Below are 25,754 nucleotides of genomic sequence, written 5' to 3' on the forward strand. Positions count from 1 at the left end.
CTAATCTTTCATGCAGGAAACCTGCCTTGCCACCTGGGTTTTAAGTCTGATTGAAACGTTTTGGCCTGCTGTGGGATTTGCTCACAAAACACATGGACTCTTACACTCCGGCCCCGTGAATCGACCTCGAAAAAACCCGTTCAAGTGGCTGACGGCGATTAAAAAAATGCCAGCAAAAGCCGAATGCCCTACGGGGCATGTTCTCCATCCCGAGAAATATCCGCTCGCCATTTTCAGCGTAACCCCAAGGTCCCCCTTGAGCTAGAGCACCCGCCCATCCCAGCCCACCGTCACATGCGGCGGCAGTTCACTGCGATGCTGCAACAGCCAGGCATCCAGGGTGTGCCCGACGTGGGTCAGCACGCCAAGCTCGGCGCCGCACGCGTCGATGCATTGCAGGGCCAAGGTCAGGTCATTGTGATTGCGCGGCGCCTGGGGTTGCGGTGGCATCGAGCAGTCGATGACCAGCACGTCCAGGGGCTCGCGCCGCAGCCAGTCGACGGTCGCCGGGGGCAGCCCCGTGGTGTCGGTCAGGTAGGCCAGGCGCCGTCCCTGGCCTTGCAGCAGGTAGCCGAAGGTCGGCTTGGAATGTTGCAGGGGCAACGCGGTGACCGCCAGCTCGCCAAATTGCCGGGTCTCGAACTCGGCAAAGGGCTGGCTGAAATCGAGGATGCCGGGGTGTTTGTAGAGGTCCGACAGGCCCTCGGGGTCTGCCGGGCCATGCACCGGGATGATCAGGCCCTGGCCCCAGCGCAGATGCAGCAGGCCCTGGGCATGATCGGCGTGGTAGTGGGTCTGCAAAATGCCGTTGAAACTGCGGGGCGGGAAACGCTCGGTCAGGTCCGTCAGGCCGCTGTCGATCAACCAACGCTGGTCGCCGCATTCGATCAGCGCGCTGCACTCGCGGCGGCGCAAACGCTCATCGCTGCGCGCCAGGACGCAGGCCGCGCATTCGCAGCCATACACCGGGACTTGGCGGGCGTCGCCGGTGCCCAGCAGGGTCAGGCGCATGCCGAGTGCCCCTCGTCCAGACACTCGAGCAACCGGACGACGGTGTGCGCCAACGGCCCGGAGTTATCCAGCAGCAATACCCCGGGCGCGGCCTGCAGGCTGTCGCGAAACTGCGCATTGCGTGCCAGACGCGCGTCGATTTCTGCCACCGACTCGCGCCCCCGCGCCAGCAAGCGTTGGCGCAATACCGCCTGGTCCACGGTCAGCAAGACCACCAACAACGTCGGATAACGCGCGCGGGTTTGCGCCAGATGGCCACGGGAGCCATTGACCAGCACATCGTCGCCAGCCGCCAGCCAGTCGTCGATCTGCCGTGGAATGCCATAAGACAGGCCATTGGCATGCCAACTGAGGGCAAAGCCGCCCTCGGTCTGCAGCGCGGCGAATTGCTCGGGGCTCACACCCTGGGCGGCCTCGCCCACCGCTTCGGCCGAACGGGTGATGACCCGTCGCACAATGCGGCAACCGCGCTCGGCCAATGGCCCGCGCGCGGCATCCAACAGGCTGTCCTTGCCCGAACCCGATGGCCCGATGAGATAGATCAACCTGCCCGCCATCAAAACACCCTCTTGGCTTGTCGCCAGACTTGTTGGACTACCGGCAGCCCGCCCTGGGCCCTGGCTTGCACCAGGTCCGCACGCAGGCCCAGGGCAATTTCCCCGCGATCCCTGAGGCCCGCCGCGTGCGCAGGGGCCAGGCTGATCATTTGGATCGCCTGGGGCAGATCGCAGTCATTGTCCTGGGCCGCCAGGGCAAAGGCCGCTGGCAACAGGCTGGCCGGGTAGTAGTCACTGGAAAGTATATCCAGCAATCCTTCCGCGGCCAGGCCGGCGGCGGCCACATTACCCGAGTGGGACCCTCCACGCACCACGTTCGGCGCGCCCATCAGCACTTTCATGCCCAATTGCCGGCATCCGCGCGCCGCTTCCAGGGTGGTGGGGAACTCGGCGATGTTCATGCCGTAGCGCGCCGACTCCTCGACATGGGCCAGGGTCGCGTCGTCATGGCTGGCCACCGACAAGCCACGCGCCAGGCAATGCTCGACGATGGCGGCGCGGTAGCGGTCGCTGTAGGTCTTGGAGTTGGCCATTTGCAGCACCACGAACGCATCCATGGTTGCCTCGTCCAGGTGGTACTTGCCCATGTAGTACTCGCGGTACTTGGACTGCAGCACAAACTGGCGCTGGCCCGGCGAGTGGTCCATCACCGACACCAATTGCACCAGCGGGTTTTCCACCAGATCGCGGAACACGCTCAAGGTGTCCGGGTGGCACAACTCGCAACGCAAGTGCAGGCGGTGTTCGGCGCGGGTCAGGCCGGCCTCTTGCGCCGAGGCAATGGCATTGAGCATCGCCGGCAGTTTCTGCATGCGATTGCCCTTGGGGTTCACGTCGCCGATGGACACCGCATCAAACACCGTGGTGATACCGGCCGCGATGATCTGCGCATCATGGCTGAGCACCGCCGAGGTCGACGGCCAGTCCACGCCGGGCCGCGGGGTCATGTGTTTTTCCAGGTTGTCGGTGTGCAACTCCACCAACCCCGGCAGCAGGAAATCACCGCCCACGTCCTGGGCCTGGGGCAACTGGCTGCGGCCTTCGGCGAGGTCGACGATCACCCCGTCACGCAGCACCAGGCTGCCGAGAAATACACGATCAGCGGTAACCAACTGGGCATTACTGAGGATCTGTTCAGCGGGCATCGGCGTAGTCCTCATCGGTGATCACAGCGGGCGTCATGTCCAAATGGCGGTCGGCCACCGCCTCACGGGCGGCACGGTCATGGAAGATGCCGATCAGTGCGGCACCGCCGGCCTTGGCTTCGTTGATCAGTTCCAGGACAACCTGGCGGTTGCGCTCATCCAGGGAGGCTGTCGGTTCGTCCAGCAACATCACCGGCCAAGCCACCATGAACCCACGCGCGATATTGACCCGCTGCTGCTCGCCCCCGGAGAACGTGCCCGGCGCCAGTTGCCAGAGGCGCCGGGGGATATTCAGGCGCGCCAGCAAATGCTCGGCACGGGCCTGGGCGTCAGCCTTCGTCCAGCCACGGGCCAGCGCGGGCTCCATCACCACATCCAGGCAGGCAACCCGGGGGATCACCCGCAAAAACTGGCTGACATAGCCCAGGGTCTGCTGGCGTACCTGGAGAATGTCCCGGGGGGCTGCGCCCACCAGTTCCAGCCATTGCCCGGCATGCCACACGCGGATGCTGCCTCCGGCCGGCAGGTAGTTGCCATACAAGGTGCGCAGCAAGGTGCTTTTACCGGCACCGGACTGGCCGTGCAGCACCAGGCATTCACCGCCCTGCACGCTGAACGCCACCCCGCGCAGTACGTTGAGCACCACGCCGTTCTGCTGGTGCAAGGTGAAGGTTTTCGAGAGGTCGCGGACCTCGATCAAGGCGTTTGTCATGGCTGCAATACCGAGGACACCAGCAGTTGAGAGTAAGGGTGCTGTGGATCGTCGAGGATCTGGTCCGTAAGTCCGGTTTCTACCACCCGCGAGCGACGCATCACGATCAGGCGATCGGCCAGCAGGCGCGCCACCGCCAGGTCGTGGGTGACGATCACCACCGCCAGGTCCAGCTCGCGCACCAGGCCGCGCAGCAGGTCGAGCAGGCGCGCCTGCACCGACACATCGAGGCCACCGGTGGGCTCGTCCATAAACACCAGGCGCGGGCTGGAAACGAGGTTGCGCGCGATTTGCAGGCGCTGCTGCATGCCGCCAGAGAAAGTGCGCGGCAGGTCGTCGATGCGCTGCGGGTCGATCTCCACCTGGCCCAGCCAATCCAGGCCGGCGCCGCGCAGTTGCTGGTAGTTGCGCACGCCCTGGGCCATCAGGCGCTCGCCAATGTTGGCGCCGGCCGACACGCCCATGCGCAGGCCGTCGCGGGGGTTCTGTTCAACAAAACCCCATTCGGTGCGCAACAAGGTGCGGCGCTCGGCTTCGCTGGCACTGTAGAGGTCCAGCCATTCGCCGTCCTTGCTGCGATAGCCGACGCTGCCGGCCTGGGGCGGCAAGCGCCCGCTCAACAGCGAGAGCAAGGTGGATTTACCCGAACCGGACTCGCCGACAATCCCCAGCACTTCGCCGGGGTACAGATCAAAACTCACCTCCTGGCAGCCCTTCTGCGGGCCATACAGCAGGGACAGGTCGCGCACTTGCAATAACGGCTGGCTCACTGGTTGTTCTCCTTGACCCGTTGGGCGCAGTACCAGGTGTCGGAACACACAAAACTCTGGGTCCCGGCGTCATCGAGAATCAGCTCGTCGAGGAACGATTCATGGCTGCCACAGATGGCGCAGTGGTGTTCCCACTTCTGCACCTCAAAGGGGTGGTCCTCGAAGTCCAGGCTGCTGACCTGGGTGTACGGCGGCACCGCGTACAGGCGCTTTTCGCGGCCGGCACCGAACAGCATCAGCGCCGGGCTCATGTCGAGTTTCGGGTTGTCGAATTTGGGGATCGGCGAGGGGTCCATCACATAGCGCTCGTCGACCATCACCGGGTAGGCATAGGCGGTGGCGATGTGGCCGAAGGTGGCGATGTCTTCGTAGAGTTTTACGTGCATCACCCCGTAATCGTTGAGGGCGTGCATGGTGCGGGTCTCGGTTTCCGAAGGCTCGATAAAGCGCAGCGGCTCGGGGATCGGCACCTGGTAGACCATGATCTGCCCGGCCTGCAGCGGGGTTTCCGGGATGCGGTGGCGGGTCTGGATCACCGTGGCGTCGGGGGTGGCTTCGGTGGTGGCGATGCCGGCAGTGCGCGCAAAAAAGCGTCGGATGGACACGGCGTTGGTGGTGTCGTCGGCGCCCTGGTCGATGACCTTGAGCACGTCGTCGGCGCCGAGGATCGCCGCTGTCAATTGCATGCCGCCGGTGCCCCAGCCGTAGGGCAACGGCATCTCGCGCCCGCCAAAGGGCACCTGGTAGCCAGGAATCGCCACGGCCTTGAGCAAGGCGCGACGGATCATGCGTTTGGTCTGTTCGTCGAGGTAGGCGAAGTTGTAGGCGGCGTCATTCATGGCGGGTGCCCTCGGCCGGTTGGCGCAGTTTGCGGATCAGTTCCAGTTCGGCCTGGAAGTCCACGTAGTGCGGCAGTTTGAGGTGCGAGACAAAACCGGCGGCCTCGACGTTGTCGCAATGGGCCAGCACGAACTCTTCGCGCTGGGCCGGCGAGACGATCTCTTCGCTGTACTCCTCGGCACGCAGCGAGCGGTCCACCAGGGCCATGCCCATGGCCTTGCGCTCGGCATGCCCAAACGCCAGGCCATAGCCGCGGGTGAACTGCGCCAACTCGGTGGCCGAGCCGACAAACTGGTTGACCATCTCGCACTCGGTGACTTCGATGCTGCCCAGGCAAATGGCAAAGCCCAGCTCCTCGGGATCGATCCAGACCTCTACGTCACCGATACGAATCTCCCCGGCAAACGGGTGATTGCGCCCGTAGCCACGCTGGGTCGAATAGCCCAGCGCCAACAAAAACCCTTCATCGCCACGGGCCAGGGCTTGCAGGCGTTCGGCACGGCTGGCGGGGAACTCCAGCGGGTCGCGGGTGATGTCAGCGACACGGGCGTGGTCGTCGGCTTCGTGCTTGATCAGGCCTTCCTTGGCCAGCAACCCCAGCACCCGTGGACACGGTTCGAGTTGCGCATCCGCCGTGGTCTGCGGGCCTAGATACTCACCCTCGGCCAGCAGTGCGAAATCCAGCAGGCGATGGGTGTAGTCGAAGGTCGGGCCGAGCAACTGGCCGCCGGGCACATCCTTGAAGGTGGCCGACAACCGCCGGCTCAACGACATCTGCGCGGTGTCGATCGGCAGGCTCGGGCTGAAACGCGGCAACGTGGTGCGGTAGGCGCGCAGCAGGAAGATCGCTTCTACCAGGTCCCCCGCCGCCTGCTTGATTGCCAGCGCGGCCAGCTCTTCGTCGTACAGCGAGCCTTCACTCATCACCCGCGCCACGGCCAGGGGCAGTTGCTGGCGGATCTGCTCGACGCGCAGCTCCGGCACGGCCGGGTCGCCCCGGCGTTTTTTCGCCAGCAGGCGGTGGGCATTGTCGATGGCCTGTTCGCCACCCTTGACGGCTACGTACATCAGGCGTGCTCCTGTGTGATGCGGCTGCTGCGCGGTAGGCCGAGCAGGTGATGGCCGGCGCTGAACAACACGTCCAGGCCACGGGGGAAGGCTTCACGGCGCTGGCGCTCCAGCCAGAACACCGGCGGCACAGGCACCTGCACCCGGCGCTGGGCCTGGATGCCCGGGCCGCGCCAGAGCAAGGCGCGCCCGGCGTCCAGGGCGGTAAGCTGGACCAGCAAGGTGCAGGACTGGTCCGGGTAGCGATCATTGCCGTGGTCGAAGCCGCTCAGGTCGAGCAGGTCCGGCTCGCCGAGCAAGGCAAACGCAGCCTCCTCCCGACGCGCGACCAACGGGCAGCCGCAGTGGAAGGCCAGGTTGGCGCGGATCAGCGGCGTGTCGAAGCCAGGTGCCAGCCACAGCGGCGTGTCGACATCCAGCAGCGCCAGGCACAAGGCATAGGTGGCGGGCGCCAGGCCATCGAGGTGCGGGGCTGCCGGCAAGTGCTGGAGCAAACCCGGCTCGGCCAAGGCCTTGAGCGCCGCGCGAAAACTGCGCTGGGCGTCCAGTACCGGGTCGACAAACGCCGGTTGCAATAATTGAGCGTGCATCAGTTTTCTCCTCGCACCAGGGTGAAGAACTCGACCTTGGTGGCCGCGGTGTCGGCTTCTTTTTGCGCGCGACGCCGGGCCTGGGCCTGGGCCAGGGCGCTGATCAAATCCGTGAGCCAAGGGCTCGGCTGCGCGTTTTGCAGATGGGCATCGGCCAGGGCCGCCAGTTCGGCGTGGACCTTGTCGCGCCCCGCCAGGCAGCTGTAGCCGGTGCGGCCATCGGCCAGGCGCACCACACAGCGGGTCACCGTCATTTCGCCGACGTTGAACGGCGCGCCATTGCCGCCCATGCGCCCGCGCACCAGGGTCATGCCGATTTCCGGGGCGCGGATCAGTTGGTACTCGGCGTCCTTCAATGCCGCTTCGTGGGGTTGCAGTTCATTGAGCTGGGCGCGGGCAAGTACGCCAATCCAATGCTGACGCGGGGACAGATTCATCGGGGTCTCCATCAAGTCACCACCTGGTACTGGAAGCGATCCGAACGGCTGGTGGACTGCGCCAGCTCCACCGGGCGGCCATCGCGATCGCGGGAAAGGGTGAATACGGTCAAGGCCGGCAAGTGCCGGGGCATCATCAGCAGCGCGGCTTCATCACGGTTGGGCAGGCGCGCACCGATCAGGCTCAGGGTGCGGGTCAGCGGCAGGTCGCGCTCGCGCAGGTACTGGCGCAGGGAGCCGCCGTTGTAGTGCGCCAGCAACGGCGCGTGGCTGGCGCAGTAGCGATGGCGGATCAGGCTGACGGGCTGCTGGTCGAGCTTGCGCAGGGTTTGCAGCTCGATCATCGGCGCCATTTCGGCGATGCCCAGGTACTGCGCTTCTTCGCGGCTGGCGTAGCAGTAGCGGCGCTTGAGCAGCAGCGCCTGCACGCCATGCCCCAGGGCCGACAGCGATTGGCTGTAGGCGGTGTCGGCGCCCATCGGGTAGATCAGCGGCCGGTCCAGCACCTGGGTGCCTTTGCCCTGCTGGCGCAGCAGGCTGCCTTCGAACACCAGTTCATCAATGGCGCGGCGCAGGGTGTGGCGGTTGACGCCAAAGCGTTCGGCCAACTGCACCTCGCCCGGCAGGAACTCCCCGGCCTGGTAGCCGCTGAGTTCGCGGCGCAGGATATCGGCGAGTTCGCGGTACACCGGTTCATCTTGTCTAGACAACTGCATGCTTTAAAAAAAGCGCCCGCAGGCACCCCTCCAAGGTCAGATAAACCGCTTGCGCAGGCGCTGGGACAGCACGTCGATCAGGCTCACCACCACGATGATCACCAGCAGCACCGCGCAGGTCTGTACGAACTGGAAGGCGCGGATGTTCTCCCACAGGATCACGCCGATGCCGCCCGCGCCGACCATGCCCACCACCGTCGCCGAGCGCACATTGGCCTCGAAGCGGTACAGCGCGTAGCTCACCCACAGCGGCATGACTTGCGGGATCACGCCGTAGATCACCTCTTGCAAGGCGCTGGCACCGGTGGCGCGCACCCCTTCCACCGGGCCTGGGTCGATGGCCTCGACGGCTTCGGCAAACAGCTTGGCAAGTACCCCGGTGGTGCTGATCCACAGGGCCAACACACCGGCAAACGGACCAAGCCCGACCGCCACCACGAACAACATGGCAAACACCATTTCGTTGATCGAACGGAAGGCATCCATCACCCGGCGCAGGGGTTGGTGAATCCACCAGGGGGTGATGTTGTCGGCGCAGAGGATGCCCAGGGGCACCGAGCAGATAATCGCCAGCACCGTGCCCCAGAGGGCGATTTGCACGGTGACGATCATTTCCTTGAGGTAGGAGCGCCATTCGTGGAAGTCCGGCGGGAAGAAGTCGGCGGCGAAGGTCGCCATGTTTCCCGAGTCGCGGTACAGCGCCAGCGGGTTCATTTCTGCGCCTTTCCAGGCCCAGGCCAGCAGCACCAGGAACAGGCCCCAGCCGAGGTATTGCGGCCAGGTTCTTTTACCCACGGCTTCAGCGTGCAAGGTCGTCATGGATCACTCTCGATAATTATTGGAGCTGGGCCTATGTGTGTGTGTGGGTGGGAGCGGGCTTGCTCGCGAAAGCGGTGTGTCATTCAACACATCCAGCGACTGACTCACCGCTTTCGCGAGCAAGCCCGCTCCCACACAAGCCCGTTCACACATAGGCTCCGGTCCCACAGGGGGTTAACCGTTGGCGGCGGGTTTCTTGTCCAGCTCGCTCAGGCGCTGTTGCAGCGTGGCCAGGTCGGCGTCGATCTGCGCCAGCTTCTTGGCTTTATCTGCCTCGGCCAGCTTGCTGTCGGCACTGATGGTGGTGCGTTGCTTGAACAGTTCCAGCTGGCGGATCGGCAGCAACTGGTCGTCAGTGGACGCGAGGAACTTGCCCAACTGCATGTTCTTGAGCACCGCCTTCTCTTCATCGGTGTCGCCGTAGCTGAAGATGAAATCGCGGATCTTGCTCTTCTCGCTGTCAGTCAGGGCCTTGCTCCACACCAGTGGGTCGGCGGGGATCAGCGGCGACTTCCAGATCACCTTGAGTTGGGCGGCCTTGTCCGGCTGGGTCACTTCCAGGCGGTCCCAGCTTTCGGTGTTGAAGGTGGCCACGTCCAACTGCCCCTTGGCCACGCTCAGTGCGTTGACTTCATGGCTGGAATTGAGCGTGCGCTTGAAGGCGGTGGCGGCATCCACATTGTTCTTGGCGAACACGTAGTAGCCCGGCACCAGGTAGCCCGAGGTGGAGTTCGGGTCGCCATTGCCGAAGGTCAGGTTCTTGGCGTTCTTGAGCATGTCTTCGACGGAGTTGAGCGGGCTGTCCTTGCGTACGATCAGCAGGCTCCAGTAGCCGGCGGCGCCGTTGGCGGCGGCGGTCTGGGCGAAGATCTCGCCGTTGGAGCGGTCCACCGCCTCCATCGCTGCCTTGTTGCCGAGCCAGGCCACATCGACCTTGTTAAAGCGCATGCCCTGGATCAGGCCGGCGTAATCGGAGGCGAAGGTGGCGTTGATGGTCAGGCCGGTCTTCTTGTGCATGTCATCGAGAAACGGCTGCCAGATGCTCTTGAGGTTCTGCGAAGACTCGGTGGACATGATGCCGAAGTTGATAGCCTTGTCGGCGGCCTGGGCATTGCCCATGGCGACGCAGGCCAACAACACGGCAGACAGGAAAACATGACCGATACGGTTCAACATGCAGGCGACTCCTAGGGATCGTGAGGGGGGGTTCAAGCGCGGGCCAGGGCCAGGCGCTGGGGCAGTTCGGAACGGCGCGGCGGTTCGCAAAACATCAGGCTGGTGTCGACGTCGGCACCGTACAGGTCGTTGAGAAACTGGCTGCTCATCTCGCGGCCCTGCCCATCGAAATGAATGCGCCCGCCCTTGAGCGCCACGGCGCGCGGGCAATAACGCATGGCGTAATCGACTTGATGCAGGGTCACCACCACGGTCTTGCCGTCACGGCGGTTGATATCGGCGAGGATCTCCATGACCTTGCGCGCCGACTCCGGATCCAGGGAGGCGATGGGTTCGTCGGCGAGGATCACTTCGGCACGCTGGGTCAACGCCCGGGCAATCGCCACCCGTTGTTGCTGGCCACCGGACAGGGTCGAGGCGCGCTGCTGGGCCAGGTCCGCCAGGCCGACGCGTGCCAGGGATTCCATGGCAAACTGCTTTTCCTCGGTATTGAACAACCCGAGGTTGCCGCGCCAGCGCGGGACCCGGCCCAGGCAACCGAGCAGCACGTTGTCGATCACACTCAGGCGATTGACCAGGTTGAACTGCTGGAAGATGTAGCCAATATCCGCGCGCAACCGCCGCACCTTGCCATTCAACCGCCCACTGGCCTGCACCTCCCGGCCCAGCACCTTGACGCTGCCGCCGTTGCCCTTGTCGCAACAGGCCAGCCCCGCGAGGTGGCGCAATAACGTGGACTTGCCGGAGCCGGACGCACCGATCAGGGCGACCATCTCGCCGCTGGCGATGGTGAGTTCGAGGTCGACCAACGCGGTTTTCTTCGCAAAGGTCTTGTTCAGGCGATCGACATGGATAGCGGGATTCATGGGCTTCTCTGTCTGGTTTGAACAGCCTTGCGGGGCTGTGTTTGAGTTCAAACGACAGTAGGCGCGGGAGGTGTCAGGGCTATGACTTGCACATGACGGCAGGGGGGCGGTTTGATGAAGGTTTTATGAAAGGTTGGAACAGCCGAAGGACAATTCCCATGCATATGAGGATCATTCCCTACGGTTCATCATTTAACAGGCACACATCATATTGGGCGAGCTGTACGCAGGAGGGCCCAGCCCTGCCGGGTCTCCATTCCTCGGTCGTCGCCCTTTTTCACGCAGCTATATGGCGGCTGTGCGCGGGGCATCTTCGCGTGCGCCGGGGTCCTGGAGTCCGGTCTTCCACACCTGCGTACAGTCGCCACCCATCATGTGGAAGTGATTGTGGCGGCTCCTTTAACTCCAGGAGCAACCGTATGGAAAAGTCACGCCTAGCCCGGGCTACTCCCTGAACGACAGCAAACTCCACGAAGCGGCACAACGTGCGTTCAAGCAATACGCACTGCATTCGCAGCCGGTCTCAGCACCGAAGAGGCGTTGAGCAACGCCTGTGAAATGCTCGAGTCGGCGGCGGTCAGTGCGTACGACTGCACCGAGCATCTTGAAGGCTCGAGCCGTAAGCAGGTGATGGCGGTGGTGCAATTGATCGAGATGGCGCAGTTGTTAGTCGAGGCAGCGTTGCACCGGGAATGCCCGGCGGCCTGACGGCCAAGTAAATCCCTGTGGGGGCTGGCTTGCTTGCGATGGCCATAGGTATCTACACAACTCTCTTCTCGGTCTGTGTACATATCCATTGCTGCGGTTACGGCCACTTAGGGTTCCGCCCTGACGGCGGGTCACTTTGGAAAAGAGCCGGAGTGCCAGCCCAGCCCAAAGTAACCAAAGGGCTCTTGCCCCACCACTCGGCACCTCGCCTAGCCTCGGTGTGCCTAAGATCAAAATCACAAGCAAAGCGAGGCGGCCTGACAGCCGACCTGATCATCGAGGCGTGCGCGGACTCCTGTAGGAGCTGGCTTGCCTGCGATGGCGGTGTATCAGTCGATAAATGTATTGGCTGATACACCGCCATCGCAGGCAAGCCAGCTCCTACAGGGGAATGCAGCTTCGCGCTCTGGCTTTGCTGTTGCTCTGCTGTTGCACTGCTTTTGATCTGGCTTTTGATCTTAGGCGCCCCGTCAAACCACGCTGGCCGCAGGCAGGTATTGCGCAGTGGGCACCCCGGCAGGATGCCGGGGTAGCCGCGACACGGCCATGGATGGCCGATCGCGGCGGGCCCACGGAGCAATGCCTGACTGCGGGCATGCCGAGCCTAGGCGAGGCACCGAGTGGTGGGGCAAGAGCCCTTTGGTTACTTTCGCGCTCTTCGAAAGTGACCCGCCGTAAGGGCGGAACCAATAGCCGCCGTTACCGCAGCAACGGATATGTACTCACACCCAATAACCAAAAAGAGCAAGCCGTGTAGATACCTATGCTGCGATGCGGCGACCCGGCAAGCCAGCTCCCACATTTGGATTGGATTTCAAGTCATAAAAAAAGGCGACCGTTTGAAGGTCGCCTTAGATCATTTTGCGTACTGCTTGCTCAACCCAGGCGGTACACCCTGCACATTTGTCTCTTCCCAGGGCCCATTCGGGCTGATGGAGCGGCTCCAGCCGTTGCTCCAGCGGTAATAGGTGCGCTGGCGATAGAAGGTGTCCGGTTGTTCGTCCAGCACGTACACCTGCATCTTGCCGTCCCAGTGGCTGGCAGCGCCGGGGGGTGGGGCGAAGGTCGGGGACTTGCTCGGCAAGGGCTTGGCGGGGGCGGTGACCGGGCCGGAAGGTTTGGTTACCGGCTGGGTCGAGGGGCCCGACGGTGGAATGGTCGGGCCCGTAGGGGCAGGAGGTGGCCGATGAACCGCGCAAGCGCTCAAGCCCAATACCAGGCTGAGCAGGGTGATACGAGCGATGGCGGTCATGGGGATTTCCTCGAAATTATTTATCCGGACTGTCGATGGTCAACTGCTGGGTCGCGGTGGTGCTGCTGGCCAGGGGTTGACTGCGGCCGATCCACTCGCCGGCAGTCGGTTGACCGGCCCGTGAGATGCGCGCAACCAGTTGGACTTCGGGAAAGTTGGACAGTTTCAACTGCGGCATCATCGCATCGGCATCGCCCAGTTCGACGGTCACCGGCAGGTCGGCCACGGTCACGCGCTTGGCGGCCAGTGGCGCCGGCGGGCCTGAAACGGCGCGGGCGAAGATGAATACGCTGTCAGTCGGCAGGGCGCGGGCTTTGACGTCGGCCGCCAGGTCCACGCGCACTTTCATCACGGCGGTCTTGGCCGTTGGCGCGACGGCAGCGCCGCCCTCTTTCAACTTCTCGGCCGCACGGTCGATGCCGCCTTGCAGCGCTGCGCGGGAGTTGTCTTTCTCCGGCAACAAGGCCAACAGACGATTCCAGTAGTCGATAGCTTCCTGGTAACGCTGCCCTTCAAAGGCGGCGATGCCCAGCAGGCCGAGGCTGGTGACTTCTTTCGGATCGAGCTTCAGCGCTTCGTCGGTCAAGGCCTGAAGCTGCGGCGACCATTGTTTGTTGTTGGCAAAGTACTGCGCCTGGGCCCACTGCCCGAGCAATTCCGGCTGGCGGCCAGCCAGGGCCACGGCGCGCTCGAAGACCTTGGCCGCATCCGCCGAGCGGTCCTGGGCCATGTAGGCGCGCCCCAGGAAGTACAGGCCCTCGGCCGAATCCGGTTGCGCTGCCGCCGCCCGTTCCAGGCGCTGGGTCATGTCGGCAAGGGACACCGGCGGCTGGGCGAATTCGCGGGTCAGTTCAACCTTGTCGATGGCGCCGTAATGCAGGTACAGCCCCAGGCCCAACACCGGCACCAGCACCGCGGCCAGTAACGGCAGCGGCTTGCCCAGGCGCGATTCGCGGGGCTTTTCCACGCCTTCGGTATCGGCCAGCAATTCACGGGCGGCTTCGGCGCGGCCGGTATCAAGCTGCGCGGCGTTGAGCACGCCTTCGCTTTGTTGGGTTTGCAGTTCGGCGACACGTTCCTGATACAGCGCGACGTTCAGCGCGGTGCGGTCTTCTTCACGCTGGGCGCGACGTACGCGCAACACCGGGATCAGCAGGAAACTCAAGGCAACCAGGAGCAGCAGGCCAGCTGCGAGCCAGAAATCAATCATCAGTTTTTTTGTCCAGCAGTTGGTCGAGGCGTTGGCGCTCTTGGGCAGATAGCGCATCAGAACCATCGGTAGGCGCCGCACGGCGACGGCGGACGATCACGGCCATGACCACCAGGCCACCCAGCAACAGGACGGCGGGGCCAAACCAGAGCAAGGCGGTCTTGCCGGTCAGCGCCGGCTTGTAGCGGACAAAATCACCGTAGCGATCGACCATGAAGTCGATGATCTGCTGGTTGTCCTTGCCCTCGCCCAGCATGCGGAAGATTTCCTTGCGCAGGTCGGCGGCAATCGGCGCGTTGGAATCGGCGATGTCCTGGTTCTGGCACTTGGGGCAGCGCAGTTCCTTGGTCAGCTCGCGAAAACGCTCGCGGTCGCCATCGCGGGCAAATTCATAGGTGTCGATGGCGGCATGGGCCACGCCCACCAGGCCCAGGGCCAGTACTGCGGCGGTCAACCAGCGCTTCATGGCTTGGCCTCATCCACCAGGGCCTGGTACTTGGCCGCCAGTTGTTCGCGCCAGACCACTTCGTCGATCACTCCGACAAACTTGTCGCGGATCACACCCTTGGCGTCGATAAAGAAGGTTTCCGGGGCACCGTAGACGCCGAGGTTCAGGCCCAGGTTGCCGTCTTCATCACGCACGTCCAACTGGTACGGGTTGTGGAACTCCGCGAGCCACTTCAGGGCCGCCGCATTGTCGTCCTTGTAGTTGATGCCGTAGATCACCACGCCGTTCTCGGCCAGCTTGTTGAGCACCGGATGTTCCACGCGGCACGAGATGCACCAGGTGGCCCACACGTTGACCAGGGCCGGCTTGCCGATCAGGTCGGCCTGGGTCAGGGTTTTATCACCCTGCACCGTAGGCAGCGAGAACGCCGGGAACGGCTTGCCGATCATCGCCGACGGCAGCTCGGCCGGGTCCAGGTACAGGCCACGATACAAAAACACCGCGACCAGCAGAAACAGCGCCAGCGGCAATACCATCAACCAACGCTTCATACCGCTGCTCCCTGCATGCCGAGGGCTTCACGCACCCGGCTCTTGACCTTGACCCGGTAACGCCGGTCCATCGCTGCCAGCAACCCGCCAAAACCGGTCAGCAGGCCGCCGAACCAGATCCAGCGCACAAACGGCTTGACGTGGACCCGCACGGCCCAGGCGCCCTCGCCCAGGGGTTCGCCCAGGGCCACATACAGGTCACGGGTGAACCCGGCGTCGATCCCGGCTTCGGTCATCATCGAGCTTTGTACGGTGTACAGGCGTTTTTCCGGGTGCAGCACGGAAACCTGCTTGCCGTTGCGCAGCACACGCACGGTGCCTTTGTCGGAGGTGAAATTCGGCCCTTCGAAGTGCTTGGCGCCTTCAAAGACGAACTGGTAGCCGGCCAGGTCCATGGACTCGCCAGGGGCCAGGCGCAGGTCGCGCTCGGCGCTGTTCTGGCTGGACAACACCACGCCCAGGGCGCACACGGCGATACCGATGTGGGCAATCTGCATGCCCCAGTAACTGCGGGTCAGGGTTGGCAGGCCCTTGATCAGGCCCTTGTGCCGGGTCTTGTCGAAGATATCGCGCACGCCGGCCAGCAACACCCAGGCCGCGAGCATGAAGGTGGCGAGCACTGCCCAGTTGAAGTCGCCGTAGGCAATCCCGGCAATTACCGACAAGGCGGCACTGCCCAGCAGCACTGGGATCAGCATGCCCAGCAGCCATTTGACCGGGGTGTCTTTCCAGCGCACCAGCACGCCAATGGCCATCACCACCATCAACAGGCCCATCAGCGGGATGAACAATGCGTTGAAGTACGGCGGGCCGACCGACAGCTTGGCGCCGGTCAGGGCATCGAGTACCAGCGGGTACAGGGTACCCAGCAGGATCATCGAGGCAGCAACGATCAGCACCAGGTTGTTGCCCAGCAGCAGGGTTTCCCGCGACCACAGGTTGAAGCCCACGTGGCTCTTGACCACCGGTGCGCGCAGGGCGAACAGGGTCAGCGAGCCGCCCACCACGCAGAGCAGGAAGATCAGGATAAACACGCCGCGCTCAGGGTCGGCAGCGAATGCGTGCACCGAGGTCAGCACGCCGGAACGCACGAGGAACGTGCCCAGCAGGCTCAGGGAGAAGGCGGCAATGGCCAGCAACACGGTCCAGCTCTTGAACACGCCGCGTTTTTCGGTGACGGCCAGGGAGTGGATCAGTGCCGTGCCCACCAGCCAGGGCATGAAGGAGGCGTTTTCCACCGGGTCCCAGAACCACCAGCCGCCCCAGCCAAGTTCGTAATACGCCCACCACGAGCCCAGGGTGATGCCGATGCCGAGGAAGGCCCAGGCGACGATGGTCCAGGGCCGCGACCAGCGCGCCCAGGCCGCGTCGAGGCGCCCGCCGAGCAAGGCGGCGATGGCAAAGGCGAAGGCCACGGAGAAGCCCACATAGCCCATGTAGAGCATCGGCGGGTGGACGATCAGGCCGATATCCTGCAGCAACGGGTTGAGGTCGCGACCGTCCATGGGAATCTGCGGCAGGATCCGCTCGAACGGGTTGGAGGTCATGATCAGGAACAGCAAAAAGCCGATGCTGATCATGCCCATCACCGCCAGCACCCGCGCCAGCATGACTTGCGGCAACTGCCGGGAGAACACCGACACGGCAAAGGTCCAGCCGCCGAGGATCAGCGCCCACAACAGCAGGGAGCCTTCGTGGGCACCCCACACGGCGCTGAACTTGTAGTACCAGGGCAAGGCGCTGTTGGAGTTACTGGCCACATAGGCGACGGAAAAGTCGTCGGTCATGAAGGCATAGGTCAGGCAACCGAAGGCGAACGCCAGGAACGCGAACTGGCCCCAGGCGGCGGGTTGCGCCAGGCTCATCCACAGCCGGTCGCCGCGCCAGGCGCCCAGCAGCGGGACGACGGCCTGGACGATGGCAAAGCACAGGGCGAGGATCATCGCCAACTGGCCCAACTCGGGAATAAACAATGTAGAGGTCATCGCTTAACCCTCCTTGGCTGGGGTTGGCGCGGATTGGCCGCTGTCTTTGAGGGCCTTGGTCACTTCCGGCGGCATGTATTTTTCATCGTGCTTGGCCAGCACTTCATCGGCCACCACCACGCCCTGGGCGTTGATCTTGCCCAGGGCCACTATGCCCTGCCCTTCGCGAAACAGGTCCGGGAGGATGCCGCGGTAGGAGATGGTCACGGATTTGTTGAAGTCGGTGACCACGAAGGTCACGTCCAGGGAGTCGCCGGAGCGCTTCAGGGAGCCGGCCTCGACCATGCCACCGGCGCGGATCCGCGTGTCTTGCGGCGCTTCGCCATTGGCGATCTGGGTCGGGGTATAGAACAGGTTGATGTTCTGCTGCAGGGCGCTCAAGGCCAGGCCCACGGCAATGCCGACGCCCACCAGGATGGCAAGGATGATCAACAGACGCTTTCTACGCAGCGGATTCACTTATCGGTCTCCCGGCGCAGACGACGCGCCTCTTGTTGCAGGTAACGCTTGCGGGCCAGGATCGGCGCAACGACGTTGAGGGCCAGGACGGCCAGGCTGATGCCATAGGCGGTCCAGACGTACAGGCCGTGGTGGCCCATGGCGAGAAAATCACTGAAAGAGGCGAAACTCATCCACGGGCTCCCAGGCTGTTTTGCACTTCGACCTTGACCCAACTGGTGCGAGCTTCACGCTTGAGCACTTCGAGGCGCATGCGCATCAGCAGCACCGCGCCGAAGAAGCAGTAGAAGCCCAGGACCATCAGCAGCAGCGGCGCCCACATTTCCACGGGCATCGCCGGCTTTTCGGTGAGGGTGAAGGTGGCGCCTTGGTGCAGGGTGTTCCACCACTCCACCGAATACTTGATGATCGGGATATTGATCACGCCGACAATCGCCAGCACCGCGCAGGCCTTGGCCGCGCTGTCACGATTGCTGATCGCGTTGCCCAGGGCAATCAGCCCGAAGTACAGAAACAGCAGGATCAACATGGACGTTAGTCGCGCATCCCAGACCCACCACGAGCCCCAGGTCGGCTTGCCCCAGATCGCCCCGGTCAGCAGTGCAACCGCCGTCATCCACGCACCGATGGGCGCCGCGCATTGCAGGGCGACGTCGGCCAGCTTCATCTTCCACACCAGCCCGACAATGCCGCACACCGCGAGCATCACGTAGCAGGACTGGGCCAGCAGCGCGGCGGGCACGTGGATATAGATGATGCGAAAGCTGTTGCCCTGCTGGTAATCGGGCGGAGCGAAGGCCAGGCCCCAGACCAGGCCGATACCGATCAGCAGGAAGGCGGCGACGGCGAGCCAGGGCAGCATTTTGCCGCTGATGCCATAGAACCACTTGGGCGAGCCGAGCTTGTGAAACCAGGTCCAGTTCATTGCTGTTTCCATCACGGTTGCTTCTTGTCGTTGCAAGAAGCTTAGGGTCTTTACTGACGCAGTGAAAACACCGGGTCAGACCTCATTATTCGCCGACGCTGATTTTCAGGCCGGCCGCTATAGCAAAGGGTGTCAGGGTTACCGCCAGGGCGGTCAGGCTGCCAAGCCACAAGAGGTAACCGGTCGCCGGCATTCCCATGAGCGCGGCCTGCAAGGCGCCGCTGCCCAGGATCAACACCGGGATATACAAAGGCAAAATCAGCAAGGCCAGCAACAGCCCCCCACGTTTCAGGCCCACGGTCAGTGCCGCACCCACCGCCCCCAGCAGGCTCAGCACCGGGGTGCCAAGCAACAACGAGGCCAGCAATACCGGCAGGCATTCGGAAGGCAGTCCCAACATCATCGCCAGCAGCGGCGCGAGCAGGACCAGCGCCAGGCCGGAGAAGGCCCAGTGTGCCAGTACCTTGGCCAGTACCAGAAGAGGCAGGGGGTGCGACGAAAGGACCCACTGTTCAAGGGAACCATCTTCGAAATCACTGCGAAACAGCCCGTCCAGCGAGAGCAGGACGGACAAAAGGGCCGCGACCCACACCAGTCCCGGAGACAAGGTTTGCAACAGTTTAGTCTCGGGGCCGACCGCCAAAGGGAACAACGCGATGACAATCGCGAAGAACACCAGCGGGTTGGCCAACTCAGCCGGGCGGCGACACAGCAAGCGGGCTTCTCGGGCGACCAATAGGGCAAACACACTCATACCGACCACCGGCCCAGGTCCAGGTCGCGGTAACCTGTGGGCATACGGGTCAAGGTGTGGTGGGTGGTGAGGACCACCATGCCGCCTTGCTCGCAATGCCGGGCCAGGTGTTCTTCGAGTTGCTCCACGCCCTGTTTGTCGAGGGCGGTGAAGGGTTCGTCGAGGATCCACAGCGGCGGGCCCTCCAGATACAGGCGGGCCAGGGCCACCCGGCGCTGCTGGCCGGCTGACAGGGTATGGCAGGGGACGTCTTCGAAACCCTTGAGGCCCACGGCGGCCAGGGCCTGCCAGATAGATGCGCGCGGGGCCGGATGATGCAGGGCGCTGAGCCAACTGAGGTTTTCTTCGGCCGTCAGCACATCCTTGATCCCGGCGGCGTGGCCGATCCACACCAGGTTGCGCGCCAGCTCCGTGCGTTGTTCGTGCAGCGGCTTGCCGTTGAGGCGCACCTGGCCTGCCGTCGGCTGCATCAACCCGGCCAGCAGGCGCAGCAAACTGGTCTTGCCGCTGCCGTTGGGCCCACTGATCTGCACCATATCGCCGCCCGCCAGACGCAGTTCGAGGTGTTCGAACAGCATCCGCAGGTCTCGCTCACAGGCAAGCGCAACGGCTTCAAGTAGTGGACTGGTCACAAGATCGCGGGCCTTTACGGTTCAAGTCGGCGGCGGAACGGCCGTTAAAGAGATGCACAATAACTGCATTGGCGGCCTGTTTTAGAGAGCTGGATCAATCAGTTGTGATGTTTTTGACACGCTCTTTGCAGACCGGCGGCATTATACATGCGATGCCCTACTCTAAAGAGGGCAATTTCCTTGAGACGGCGGCCACGATGACCGGTGACATCAACCTTCCAACCCTGCCCCCAGCCCCGGCCACCGGGCCCAGGCCTGCGCCTGCGGTGGGTGAACTGCTGAAACTGCTGGAGCCTCAGGCAGGGTTGATCGACGCCGGAAAAACCGTGAACGCCGAGGTGCTGGCGCTCAAGCAAGGCGGTGAAGCCTTTCAGCTATTGCTCAAGCTGACCCTCAAAGGTGGCCGGCAAACCCTGGTGCAGGCCGCCAGCAGCCAGCCGCTGCCCCTGGGCAGCAACGTGGCGGTGAGCCAGACGGCGTCGGGCGACCTGGCGATCAGCCTGCAACAGGCGCTCAGCGCCAATGTCGCGGCCCTGACCCGCATCGACACCACTCAATTGCCGGTGGGCAGCTTGCTGCAAGCCAAGGTGCTGACCTCGCAGATGCTACCCCAGGGCGCCGGGCAGCCGGCGCTGTACCGCTCGCTGGTGTCGGTGCTCAACAGCGCCCTGAGTGGCACCACCCTGACTCTGGAAAGCCCGCAGCCGCTACGCGTCGCCAGCTTGTTGAGTGCCGTGGTGCAAGGCGCGCAGACCCTGGATTTCGTGCCCCTGAGCGGGCTGCGCGATCAACTGGCGGTCAGCCAGCAACTGGCCGCCCAGCAAAGCCGCCAGGGCTCGCTGGAGGGCCTGCTCAATGCCTTGAAGAACCTGCCCGATGACACCTCGGCGCCGTTGCGCGCCGCCGTCGACCGCTTGCAGGCCGGGCTGCCGGATGTGGCACAGGTCAGCAATCCCAAGGTGCTGGCACAACTGCTGTACAACAGCGGCGTATTCCTCGAAGCCAAGCTGCTGGCCGGGCAAAACCCGCAAGTGCCGCCGCTGGATATGAAGGGCAGCCTGCTGCGCCTGGTCAACGAATTGCTACCCGCCCTGCCCGCCAGCACCAACCTCAATGCAATCCTGGCCGCCAATACCCTGGCGCAGATGCTGCCCAGTTTTGTCCGCAGCCCGCTGGGCACCCTCGGCCAAGTGGGCGCCCGCACCGCGCCGGGCGGCTTCCCGTTGCCGGAGCGGCTGCTGCAGCGCCTGGACGGTGAAAACAGCCTGGAAAACCTGTTGCGCCTGGCCGCCGGCGCCATCTCACGCTTGCAGAGCCATCAACTGTCGAGCCTGGAACAAAGCGGCACCACCGCCGATGGCCGCCTGCAAACCACCTGGCAACTGGAAATCCCCATGCGCACCTTGCAAGACATCGTGCCGCTGCAGGTCAAGTTCCAGCGCGAAGAACCGCCGCCGGACAAGGACGAGCCGGAGCGCAAGATCGAACGCGATGCGAAAAAGATGCTGTGGCGCGTGGAGCTGGCCTTCGACATGGAGCCCCTGGGCCCGTTGCAGGTCCAGGCGCAACTGAGCCAGGGCAAACTGTCCAGCCAGTTGTGGGCCACCCGCCCGTTCACCGCCAGCCTGATCGAAAGCCACCTGGGCAGCCTGCGCGAACGCCTGGTGTCATCGGGCCTCAACGTCGGCGACCTCGACTGCCACCTCGGCACCCCACCCCGTGGGCCGAAGACCGGGCTGGAACAACGCTGGGTGGATGAAACCGCATGAAGAGCCCCAACCCACCGCGCCAGGCCATCGCCCTCAAATACGACGGCAAAGCCGCCCCCGCCCTGACCGCCAAAGGTGACGACGCCCTGGCCGAAGCCATCCTGAAATTGGCGCGGGAACATGAAGTCCCGATTTATGAAAATGCCGAACTGGTGAAATTACTGGCGCGCATGGAACTGGGCGACAGCATCCCCGAAGAGTTGTACCGCACCATCGCCGAGATTATTGCGTTTGCCTGGACGCTCAAAGGCAAATTCCCGGCGGGGTATGACCCCAATGCCGAGCCGGTGGAGCGGGATGTGACGGCGCGCGGGGATGATTACTGACGTTTCAGGGATGCACACAGATCAAAAAATGTGGGAGCGGGCTTGCTCGCGAAAGCGGTGGGTCAGTCGGTACATGTATTGGCTGACACACCGCCATCGCGGGCAAGCCCGCTCCTACATGGGAACTGCGCCAGACGCTGGCAGTGGGGACGACAAAAAATAAGTGTAGGAGCTGGCTTGCCTGCGATAACGGTGGACCAGTCGCTACTGCCTTGGCTGACACACCGCTATCGCGGGCAAGCCCGCTCCCACATGGGAATTGCGGTGGGCACTGGCAGCGGGGCGACAAAAAACAAGTGTAGGAGCTGGCTTGCCAGCGATGGCGGCGGGTCAGTCGGTATATGTATTGACTGATCCACCGCTTTCGCGAGCAAGCCCGCTCCCACATTTGAATCGGTACAGGCTCAGCTTTTGTGCAATTTGCTCATCAACTGTGCCTCGGCCTGGGTCAGGCCGCAGGATTGGGTCAGTTCGTCCACCGTGGCGCCCATGCCCACCAGCTTGGCCGCCTGGGCAAAGGACAGGTTGGCCGGGTCGCGCTGTTCCAGCGCCGACAACTTGTCGGGCAAGGGGGCAACGATCGAGCGCAGTTCGTGCACGTCCTCCCCTACCCGCACCGCGCTTTGCTGGTAGTTGTCCACGCGCTTGGCCATCTCGCGCAGGCGCTGGTCGCGCACGGCGTCGCGCTCGGCCTGTTGCAGGGCCGATTCGCGTTGCTGGCGCATATGGCGCAACAGCACCACCACGGTCCCGACCCACAGCAGGGCCAGGACGATTACCGCTACCTCAAGCATCAATCAGATGTTCTCCAGGTCCGACCACTCTTCTTCACTCATCATCTTGTCCAGCTCAACCAGAATCAGCAGCTCGCCGTTCTTGTTGCACACGCCCTGGATAAACTTGGCCGATTCTTCGTTGCCGACATTCGGCGCCGTCTCGACTTCCGACTGGCGCAGGTAAACCACCTCGGCCACGCTGTCGACCATGATCCCGACCACTTGCTTGTCGGCCTCGATGATGACGATCCGCGTGTTGTCGTTGACTTCAGTCGGCATCAGGCCAAAGCGCTGGCGGGTGTCGATCACGGTCACGACGTTGCCGCGCAGGTTGATGATGCCCAGCACGTAGCTCGGCGCACCCGGCACTGGCGCGATTTCGGTGTAGCGCAGCACTTCCTGCACGCGCATCACGTTGATGCCGTAGGACTCGTTGTCCAGCTTGAAGGTCACCCATTGCAGAATCGGATCATCCAAACCCTGTGCGGACGCTGACGACTTGTTCATACCCCTGACCCCTTCAAATACCGTTGATAACGGCGTGTGTTCTTCTTTGGCAGCACCGTGGCGCTGCGCCTCTTATCAAGTACGTTTGTTACCTGGCAGATCTTTTACCGCACCGCTGGCAATCAGCTCCGCCAATTCGGCGACATCCAGCAGCGCGCACATGTGTTCGATCACGGTGCCCGCCAGCCATGGCCGCTGGCCACGGTGGCTGCGCCATTTGATTTCGTTGGGGTCCAGGCGCAGCGAACGGCTGACTTGATGCACCGCCAGCCCCCATTCGTAGCCCTGCACCGAGATCACGTATTGCAGGCCCTGGCGAAAATCATCGCGATAGCGGTCGGGCATCACCCAGCGCGCGGTATCCAGCACTTTGAGGTTGCCGGCCTGGCTCGGCAGGATCCCGAGGAACCACTCCGGCTGGCCGAACAACGGCGTCAATTCCTGGCCCTCCAGGGAGTAGATCGACCCCAGGCACACCAACGGCACCGCAAGCGTCAACCCGGCCACATCGAACAGCAGGCATTCGAACGACTCGGCCGCCCACGCTGGCCGGCCATCGGTTTCCACCGGTGGCGGGGTAATGCTCGGCGGTCGATGCACTTCGGCCACCGGCGGCACCAGCGCCAAGGGTGCAGGCGCTTGCACGACCGGGGCAACGACCGGCACCACCAACGCATCACGGGCCTGCTCTTCGAGGACCGCCAGTTGAAACTCATCCAGGCTGGCTTCAGCCTCGACCACAGGCACCGCCAGCACTTCATCCAGCACCAGGATCGGCTCGGGCAGCAGCTCCTCGGTCGCATCCTGCAGCAGTGCATCCAGGTAGGACTGCAGCGCCAGTTGCGGCCGGGTCTTGATATCGACAGGACGACTCATCTGTATGCCCACGCGCACGCACCGTTGACCGTGTATTCAAAGGTTATCGGCCTGCCCGCACGCGGACTTGAATCAAAAGTCCGTGAGATCAGGCAAAACCCATCGCAGGCAAGCCACGCAACTAGAGAGTTGGTCATTTCACGCCACCTGCGCCACAAGTTGCTGGGCCAGCAGATGCTTGAGCAAGGCGCGGTACGCCAGCACGCCACGGCTCTTGCCATCGAATTGCGAGGGCGCCAAGCCGGCGCGGCTGGCGTCACGCAGGCGCGTGTCCACCGGGATATAGCCTTGCCAGATGGTTTCGGGGTAGGCATCGCGCAGTACGCGCAGGGTGCCGAGGGAGGCCTGGGTGCGACGGTCAAACAGGGTCGGCACGATGCTGAACGGCAACGCCTGTTTGCGCGAACGGTTGATCATGGTCAGGGTGCTGACCATGCGCTCCAGGCCCTTGACCGCCAAGTGCTCGGTTTGCACCGGGATCACCAGTTGCTGGCTGGCCGCCAGGGCATTGACCATCAGCACGCCGAGCAATGGCGGGCTGTCGATGATGGCGTAGTCGAAGTCCTGCCACAGTTGCGCCAGGCTCTTGGCGATCACCAGGCCCAGGCCACTCTTCCCCGGCGACTGGCGCTCGAGGGTGGCCAGGGCGGTGCTGGAGGGCAACAGGGAAATCTTCTCGTTGCTGGTGGGCAACAGCAGTTGCCCGGGCAAGCCTGTGGGGACGCTGCCCTTGTGCAGGAACAGGTCGAAGCAGCTGTGTTCCAGCGCATCCGGGTCGTAGCCGAAATAACTGGTCATCGAGCCGTGGGGATCCAGGTCGACAATGACCACGCGCTTGCCCGCCTCGGCCAGCAGGCCGGCTAAGGCGATGGAGGTGGTGGTCTTGCCGACCCCACCTTTTTGATTGGCAACTGCCCAGACTCTCATTCGGATTGTTCCTCCCGGCAGGCACTGGCTCGACCGAGAAATAGCACGAGGTTATAGAGCCGGTGACGGAGAATTGACGGCACTCCCGCGTTCCGGCGGCTTTACGGGCGTCGGTGCAGTTTGTGTGCCAGCCCGCTTCATTGCTGCATCAGGTTGTGCATTGGCCGCACCGGTGGCGGTCAGGCTGCGCCGCACATCGAGGTTGCGCGACACCACCAACACCACCCGCCGATTGCGCGCGCGGCCTTCGGCCGTCGCATTATTGGCCACCGGCTGGAATTCGCCATAGCCCACCGACGCCAGGCGCCCAGGGTTGACCCCCTGCATGGCCAGCATGCGCACGATGCTCGCCGATCGCGCCGACGACAACTCCCAATTGGTGGGAAATTGCGCGGTATGAATCGGCTGGTCATCGGTAAAGCCTTCGACGTGGATCGGGTTGTCGAAGGGCTTCAAGATGGCCGCCACCTTGTCGATGATGCTGAAGGCTATGTCGCTGGGGATAGCATCGGCGCTGGCGAACAGCAGGCTGGAATTGAGCTCGATCTCCACCCACAGCTCGTTGCCACGAATGGTCATCTGGTTGGAGCTGATCAGGTCGCCAAACGCCGCGCTGATATCGTCGGCGATGCTCTTGAGCGGGTCGCTGCCGCCACTGATGCCGGCGTCAGTCTCGTCGCTGTCCTTGACCAACGGTTTGGCCGGGGTGGTGGTCTTGGGCCGCTCGTCGCCAATGGGGATTGGCTTGAGCGCCCGGTCCGAATCGGTAAATACCCCTACCAGGGCTTCGGAGATGACCTTGTACTTGCCTTCGTTGATCGAGGAAATGGAGTACATCACCACGAAAAAGGCGAACAGCAAGGTGATGAAGTCGGCGTAGGACACCAGCCAGCGTTCATGGTTGACGTGCTCTTCAGGCTCGCGGCGGCGACGGCTCACAGG

General features: G+C 63.5%; 31 protein-coding genes. 3 read left to right on the top strand and 28 right to left on the bottom strand.

All coding sequences use genetic code 11. From position 1 onward, the window contains the following. Nucleotides 1-261 precede the first annotated feature (261 nt). The 13 genes from phnP to phnC all read right to left on the bottom strand — a co-directional run bounded on the left by phnP (nt 262) and on the right by phnC (nt 10,707). Complete coding sequence (gene phnP, locus HBO05_RS13060) at nt 262-1,011, bottom strand: phosphonate metabolism protein PhnP (RefSeq protein WP_170056971.1); 750 nt, start codon at nt 1,009-1,011, stop codon at nt 262-264. After that, nucleotides 1,002-1,568, bottom strand: coding sequence for a phosphonate metabolism protein/1,5-bisphosphokinase (PRPP-forming) PhnN (phnN, locus tag HBO05_RS13065; RefSeq protein ID WP_172312826.1), 567 nt, complete (start codon nt 1,566-1,568; stop codon nt 1,002-1,004). The genes phnP and phnN overlap by 10 nt, the downstream gene beginning before the upstream one ends. Continuing rightward, nucleotides 1,568-2,713, bottom strand: a complete 1,146-nt coding sequence (locus tag HBO05_RS13070) for an alpha-D-ribose 1-methylphosphonate 5-triphosphate diphosphatase (RefSeq protein WP_172312828.1) — start codon at nt 2,711-2,713, stop codon at nt 1,568-1,570. The genes phnN and HBO05_RS13070 overlap by 1 nt, the downstream gene beginning before the upstream one ends. Further along, nucleotides 2,703-3,425 carry a phosphonate C-P lyase system protein PhnL gene (gene phnL / locus HBO05_RS13075; RefSeq protein ID WP_172312830.1) on the bottom strand — a complete coding sequence of 241 codons (723 nt, stop codon included), beginning with the start codon at nt 3,423-3,425 and terminating at the stop codon, nt 2,703-2,705. The genes HBO05_RS13070 and phnL overlap by 11 nt, the downstream gene beginning before the upstream one ends. Then, nucleotides 3,422-4,195, bottom strand: coding sequence for a phosphonate C-P lyase system protein PhnK (gene phnK, locus HBO05_RS13080; protein ID WP_346343157.1), 774 nt, complete (start codon nt 4,193-4,195; stop codon nt 3,422-3,424). The genes phnL and phnK overlap by 4 nt, the downstream gene beginning before the upstream one ends. After that, nucleotides 4,192-5,034, bottom strand: coding sequence for an alpha-D-ribose 1-methylphosphonate 5-phosphate C-P-lyase PhnJ (locus HBO05_RS13085; protein WP_169956425.1), 843 nt, complete (start codon nt 5,032-5,034; stop codon nt 4,192-4,194). The genes phnK and HBO05_RS13085 overlap by 4 nt, the downstream gene beginning before the upstream one ends. Continuing rightward, nucleotides 5,027-6,103, bottom strand: a complete 1,077-nt coding sequence (locus HBO05_RS13090) for a carbon-phosphorus lyase complex subunit PhnI (protein ID WP_172312832.1) — start codon at nt 6,101-6,103, stop codon at nt 5,027-5,029. The genes HBO05_RS13085 and HBO05_RS13090 overlap by 8 nt, the downstream gene beginning before the upstream one ends. Then, nucleotides 6,103-6,693, bottom strand: coding sequence for a phosphonate C-P lyase system protein PhnH (gene phnH / locus HBO05_RS13095; protein ID WP_172312833.1), 591 nt, complete (start codon nt 6,691-6,693; stop codon nt 6,103-6,105). The genes HBO05_RS13090 and phnH overlap by 1 nt, the downstream gene beginning before the upstream one ends. Next, complete coding sequence (phnG, locus tag HBO05_RS13100) at nt 6,693-7,130, bottom strand: phosphonate C-P lyase system protein PhnG (RefSeq protein ID WP_172312835.1); 438 nt, start codon at nt 7,128-7,130, stop codon at nt 6,693-6,695. The genes phnH and phnG overlap by 1 nt, the downstream gene beginning before the upstream one ends. Before the next feature lie 11 nt (nt 7,131-7,141). Next, nucleotides 7,142-7,846 carry a phosphonate metabolism transcriptional regulator PhnF gene (phnF, locus tag HBO05_RS13105; RefSeq protein ID WP_172312837.1) on the bottom strand — a complete coding sequence of 235 codons (705 nt, stop codon included), beginning with the start codon at nt 7,844-7,846 and terminating at the stop codon, nt 7,142-7,144. Nucleotides 7,847-7,882: 36 nt separating this feature from the next. Next, the gene (gene phnE, locus HBO05_RS13110) at nt 7,883-8,665 is read right to left on the bottom strand and encodes a phosphonate ABC transporter, permease protein PhnE (protein ID WP_172312839.1); all 783 of its coding nucleotides are present in this window, start codon (nt 8,663-8,665) and stop codon (nt 7,883-7,885) included. 174 nt (nt 8,666-8,839) lie between these two features. After that, entirely contained in the window at nt 8,840-9,841 is a 1,002-nt protein-coding gene (phnD, locus tag HBO05_RS13115) for a phosphonate ABC transporter substrate-binding protein (protein WP_172312841.1), read from the bottom strand. 32 nt (nt 9,842-9,873) lie between these two features. Then, nucleotides 9,874-10,707 (bottom strand): phosphonate ABC transporter ATP-binding protein, encoded by an 834-nt coding sequence (gene phnC / locus HBO05_RS13120; RefSeq protein WP_170056965.1) that lies wholly within the window; start codon nt 10,705-10,707, stop codon nt 9,874-9,876. Nucleotides 10,708-11,247: 540 nt separating this feature from the next. Between phnC and HBO05_RS13125 the strand changes: the two genes are divergently transcribed. Continuing rightward, entirely contained in the window at nt 11,248-11,415 is a 168-nt protein-coding gene (locus HBO05_RS13125; protein ID WP_170042572.1) for a hypothetical protein, read from the top strand. An 856-nt stretch (nt 11,416-12,271) separates the two neighbouring features. On the opposite strand, the gene HBO05_RS13130 is transcribed toward HBO05_RS13125, so the two are convergent. The 10 genes from HBO05_RS13130 to ccmA all read right to left on the bottom strand — a co-directional run bounded on the left by HBO05_RS13130 (nt 12,272) and on the right by ccmA (nt 19,631). Then, complete coding sequence (locus HBO05_RS13130) at nt 12,272-12,667, bottom strand: hypothetical protein (protein WP_115127676.1); 396 nt, start codon at nt 12,665-12,667, stop codon at nt 12,272-12,274. A gap of 16 nt (nt 12,668-12,683) precedes the next feature. Beyond that, nucleotides 12,684-13,877: a c-type cytochrome biogenesis protein CcmI gene (gene ccmI, locus HBO05_RS13135; RefSeq protein ID WP_170042624.1), complete on the bottom strand. Its 1,194-nt coding sequence runs from the start codon at nt 13,875-13,877 to the stop codon at nt 12,684-12,686. Further along, complete coding sequence (locus HBO05_RS13140) at nt 13,870-14,343, bottom strand: cytochrome c-type biogenesis protein (protein WP_170056964.1); 474 nt, start codon at nt 14,341-14,343, stop codon at nt 13,870-13,872. The genes ccmI and HBO05_RS13140 overlap by 8 nt, the downstream gene beginning before the upstream one ends. Further along, the gene (locus HBO05_RS13145; RefSeq protein ID WP_169955962.1) at nt 14,340-14,876 is read right to left on the bottom strand and encodes a DsbE family thiol:disulfide interchange protein; all 537 of its coding nucleotides are present in this window, start codon (nt 14,874-14,876) and stop codon (nt 14,340-14,342) included. The genes HBO05_RS13140 and HBO05_RS13145 overlap by 4 nt, the downstream gene beginning before the upstream one ends. Next, nucleotides 14,873-16,861, bottom strand: a complete 1,989-nt coding sequence (locus tag HBO05_RS13150) for a heme lyase CcmF/NrfE family subunit (protein ID WP_170042623.1) — start codon at nt 16,859-16,861, stop codon at nt 14,873-14,875. Before HBO05_RS13150 ends, HBO05_RS13145 begins: the two co-directional genes overlap by 4 nt. Before the next feature lie 3 nt (nt 16,862-16,864). Beyond that, nucleotides 16,865-17,320 (bottom strand): cytochrome c maturation protein CcmE, encoded by a 456-nt coding sequence (gene ccmE, locus HBO05_RS13155; RefSeq protein ID WP_169955959.1) that lies wholly within the window; start codon nt 17,318-17,320, stop codon nt 16,865-16,867. Beyond that, nucleotides 17,317-17,493, bottom strand: a complete 177-nt coding sequence (gene ccmD / locus HBO05_RS13160; RefSeq protein WP_029292593.1) for a heme exporter protein CcmD — start codon at nt 17,491-17,493, stop codon at nt 17,317-17,319. The genes ccmE and ccmD overlap by 4 nt, the downstream gene beginning before the upstream one ends. Continuing rightward, nucleotides 17,490-18,245 (bottom strand): heme ABC transporter permease, encoded by a 756-nt coding sequence (locus HBO05_RS13165; protein ID WP_057438825.1) that lies wholly within the window; start codon nt 18,243-18,245, stop codon nt 17,490-17,492. Before HBO05_RS13165 ends, ccmD begins: the two co-directional genes overlap by 4 nt. An 85-nt stretch (nt 18,246-18,330) precedes the next feature. Next, a complete protein-coding gene (gene ccmB / locus HBO05_RS13170; protein ID WP_029292588.1) occupies nt 18,331-18,999 on the bottom strand; it encodes a heme exporter protein CcmB in 669 nt (222 codons plus the stop codon). Beyond that, nucleotides 18,996-19,631 (bottom strand): cytochrome c biogenesis heme-transporting ATPase CcmA, encoded by a 636-nt coding sequence (gene ccmA / locus HBO05_RS13175; protein WP_172312843.1) that lies wholly within the window; start codon nt 19,629-19,631, stop codon nt 18,996-18,998. Before ccmA ends, ccmB begins: the two co-directional genes overlap by 4 nt. A gap of 197 nt (nt 19,632-19,828) precedes the next feature. Between ccmA and HBO05_RS13180 the strand changes: the two genes are divergently transcribed. Both HBO05_RS13180 and HBO05_RS13185 read left to right on the top strand, forming a co-directional pair. Continuing rightward, nucleotides 19,829-21,400 carry a flagellar hook-length control protein FliK gene (locus HBO05_RS13180; protein WP_172312845.1) on the top strand — a complete coding sequence of 524 codons (1,572 nt, stop codon included), beginning with the start codon at nt 19,829-19,831 and terminating at the stop codon, nt 21,398-21,400. Beyond that, nucleotides 21,397-21,726 (top strand): EscU/YscU/HrcU family type III secretion system export apparatus switch protein, encoded by a 330-nt coding sequence (locus HBO05_RS13185; protein ID WP_170056962.1) that lies wholly within the window; start codon nt 21,397-21,399, stop codon nt 21,724-21,726. Before HBO05_RS13180 ends, HBO05_RS13185 begins: the two co-directional genes overlap by 4 nt. 404 nt (nt 21,727-22,130) lie before the next feature. On the opposite strand, the gene HBO05_RS13190 is transcribed toward HBO05_RS13185, so the two are convergent. The 5 genes from HBO05_RS13190 to motD form a co-directional block, all read right to left on the bottom strand. Further along, nucleotides 22,131-22,523 (bottom strand): DUF2802 domain-containing protein, encoded by a 393-nt coding sequence (locus HBO05_RS13190; protein WP_169955954.1) that lies wholly within the window; start codon nt 22,521-22,523, stop codon nt 22,131-22,133. Then, on the bottom strand, nt 22,524-23,009 hold the full coding sequence (locus tag HBO05_RS13195) for a chemotaxis protein CheW (protein ID WP_029292578.1): 486 nt from the start codon (nt 23,007-23,009) through the stop codon (nt 22,524-22,526). 75 nt (nt 23,010-23,084) lie between these two features. Then, complete coding sequence (locus HBO05_RS13200; RefSeq protein ID WP_169955952.1) at nt 23,085-23,885, bottom strand: CheW domain-containing protein; 801 nt, start codon at nt 23,883-23,885, stop codon at nt 23,085-23,087. Nucleotides 23,886-24,023: 138 nt separating this feature from the next. Beyond that, nucleotides 24,024-24,812, bottom strand: a complete 789-nt coding sequence (locus tag HBO05_RS13205; RefSeq protein ID WP_172312847.1) for a ParA family protein — start codon at nt 24,810-24,812, stop codon at nt 24,024-24,026. Nucleotides 24,813-24,863: 51 nt separating this feature from the next. Beyond that, nucleotides 24,864-25,751, bottom strand: a complete 888-nt coding sequence (gene motD, locus HBO05_RS13210) for a flagellar motor protein MotD (RefSeq protein ID WP_172312849.1) — start codon at nt 25,749-25,751, stop codon at nt 24,864-24,866. Nucleotides 25,752-25,754: the final 3 nt, after the last annotated feature.

It is taken from the genome of Pseudomonas sp. WS 5079 (assembly GCF_012985465.1).
In the GTDB taxonomy this organism is placed as follows: Bacteria; Pseudomonadota; Gammaproteobacteria; order Pseudomonadales; family Pseudomonadaceae; genus Aquipseudomonas.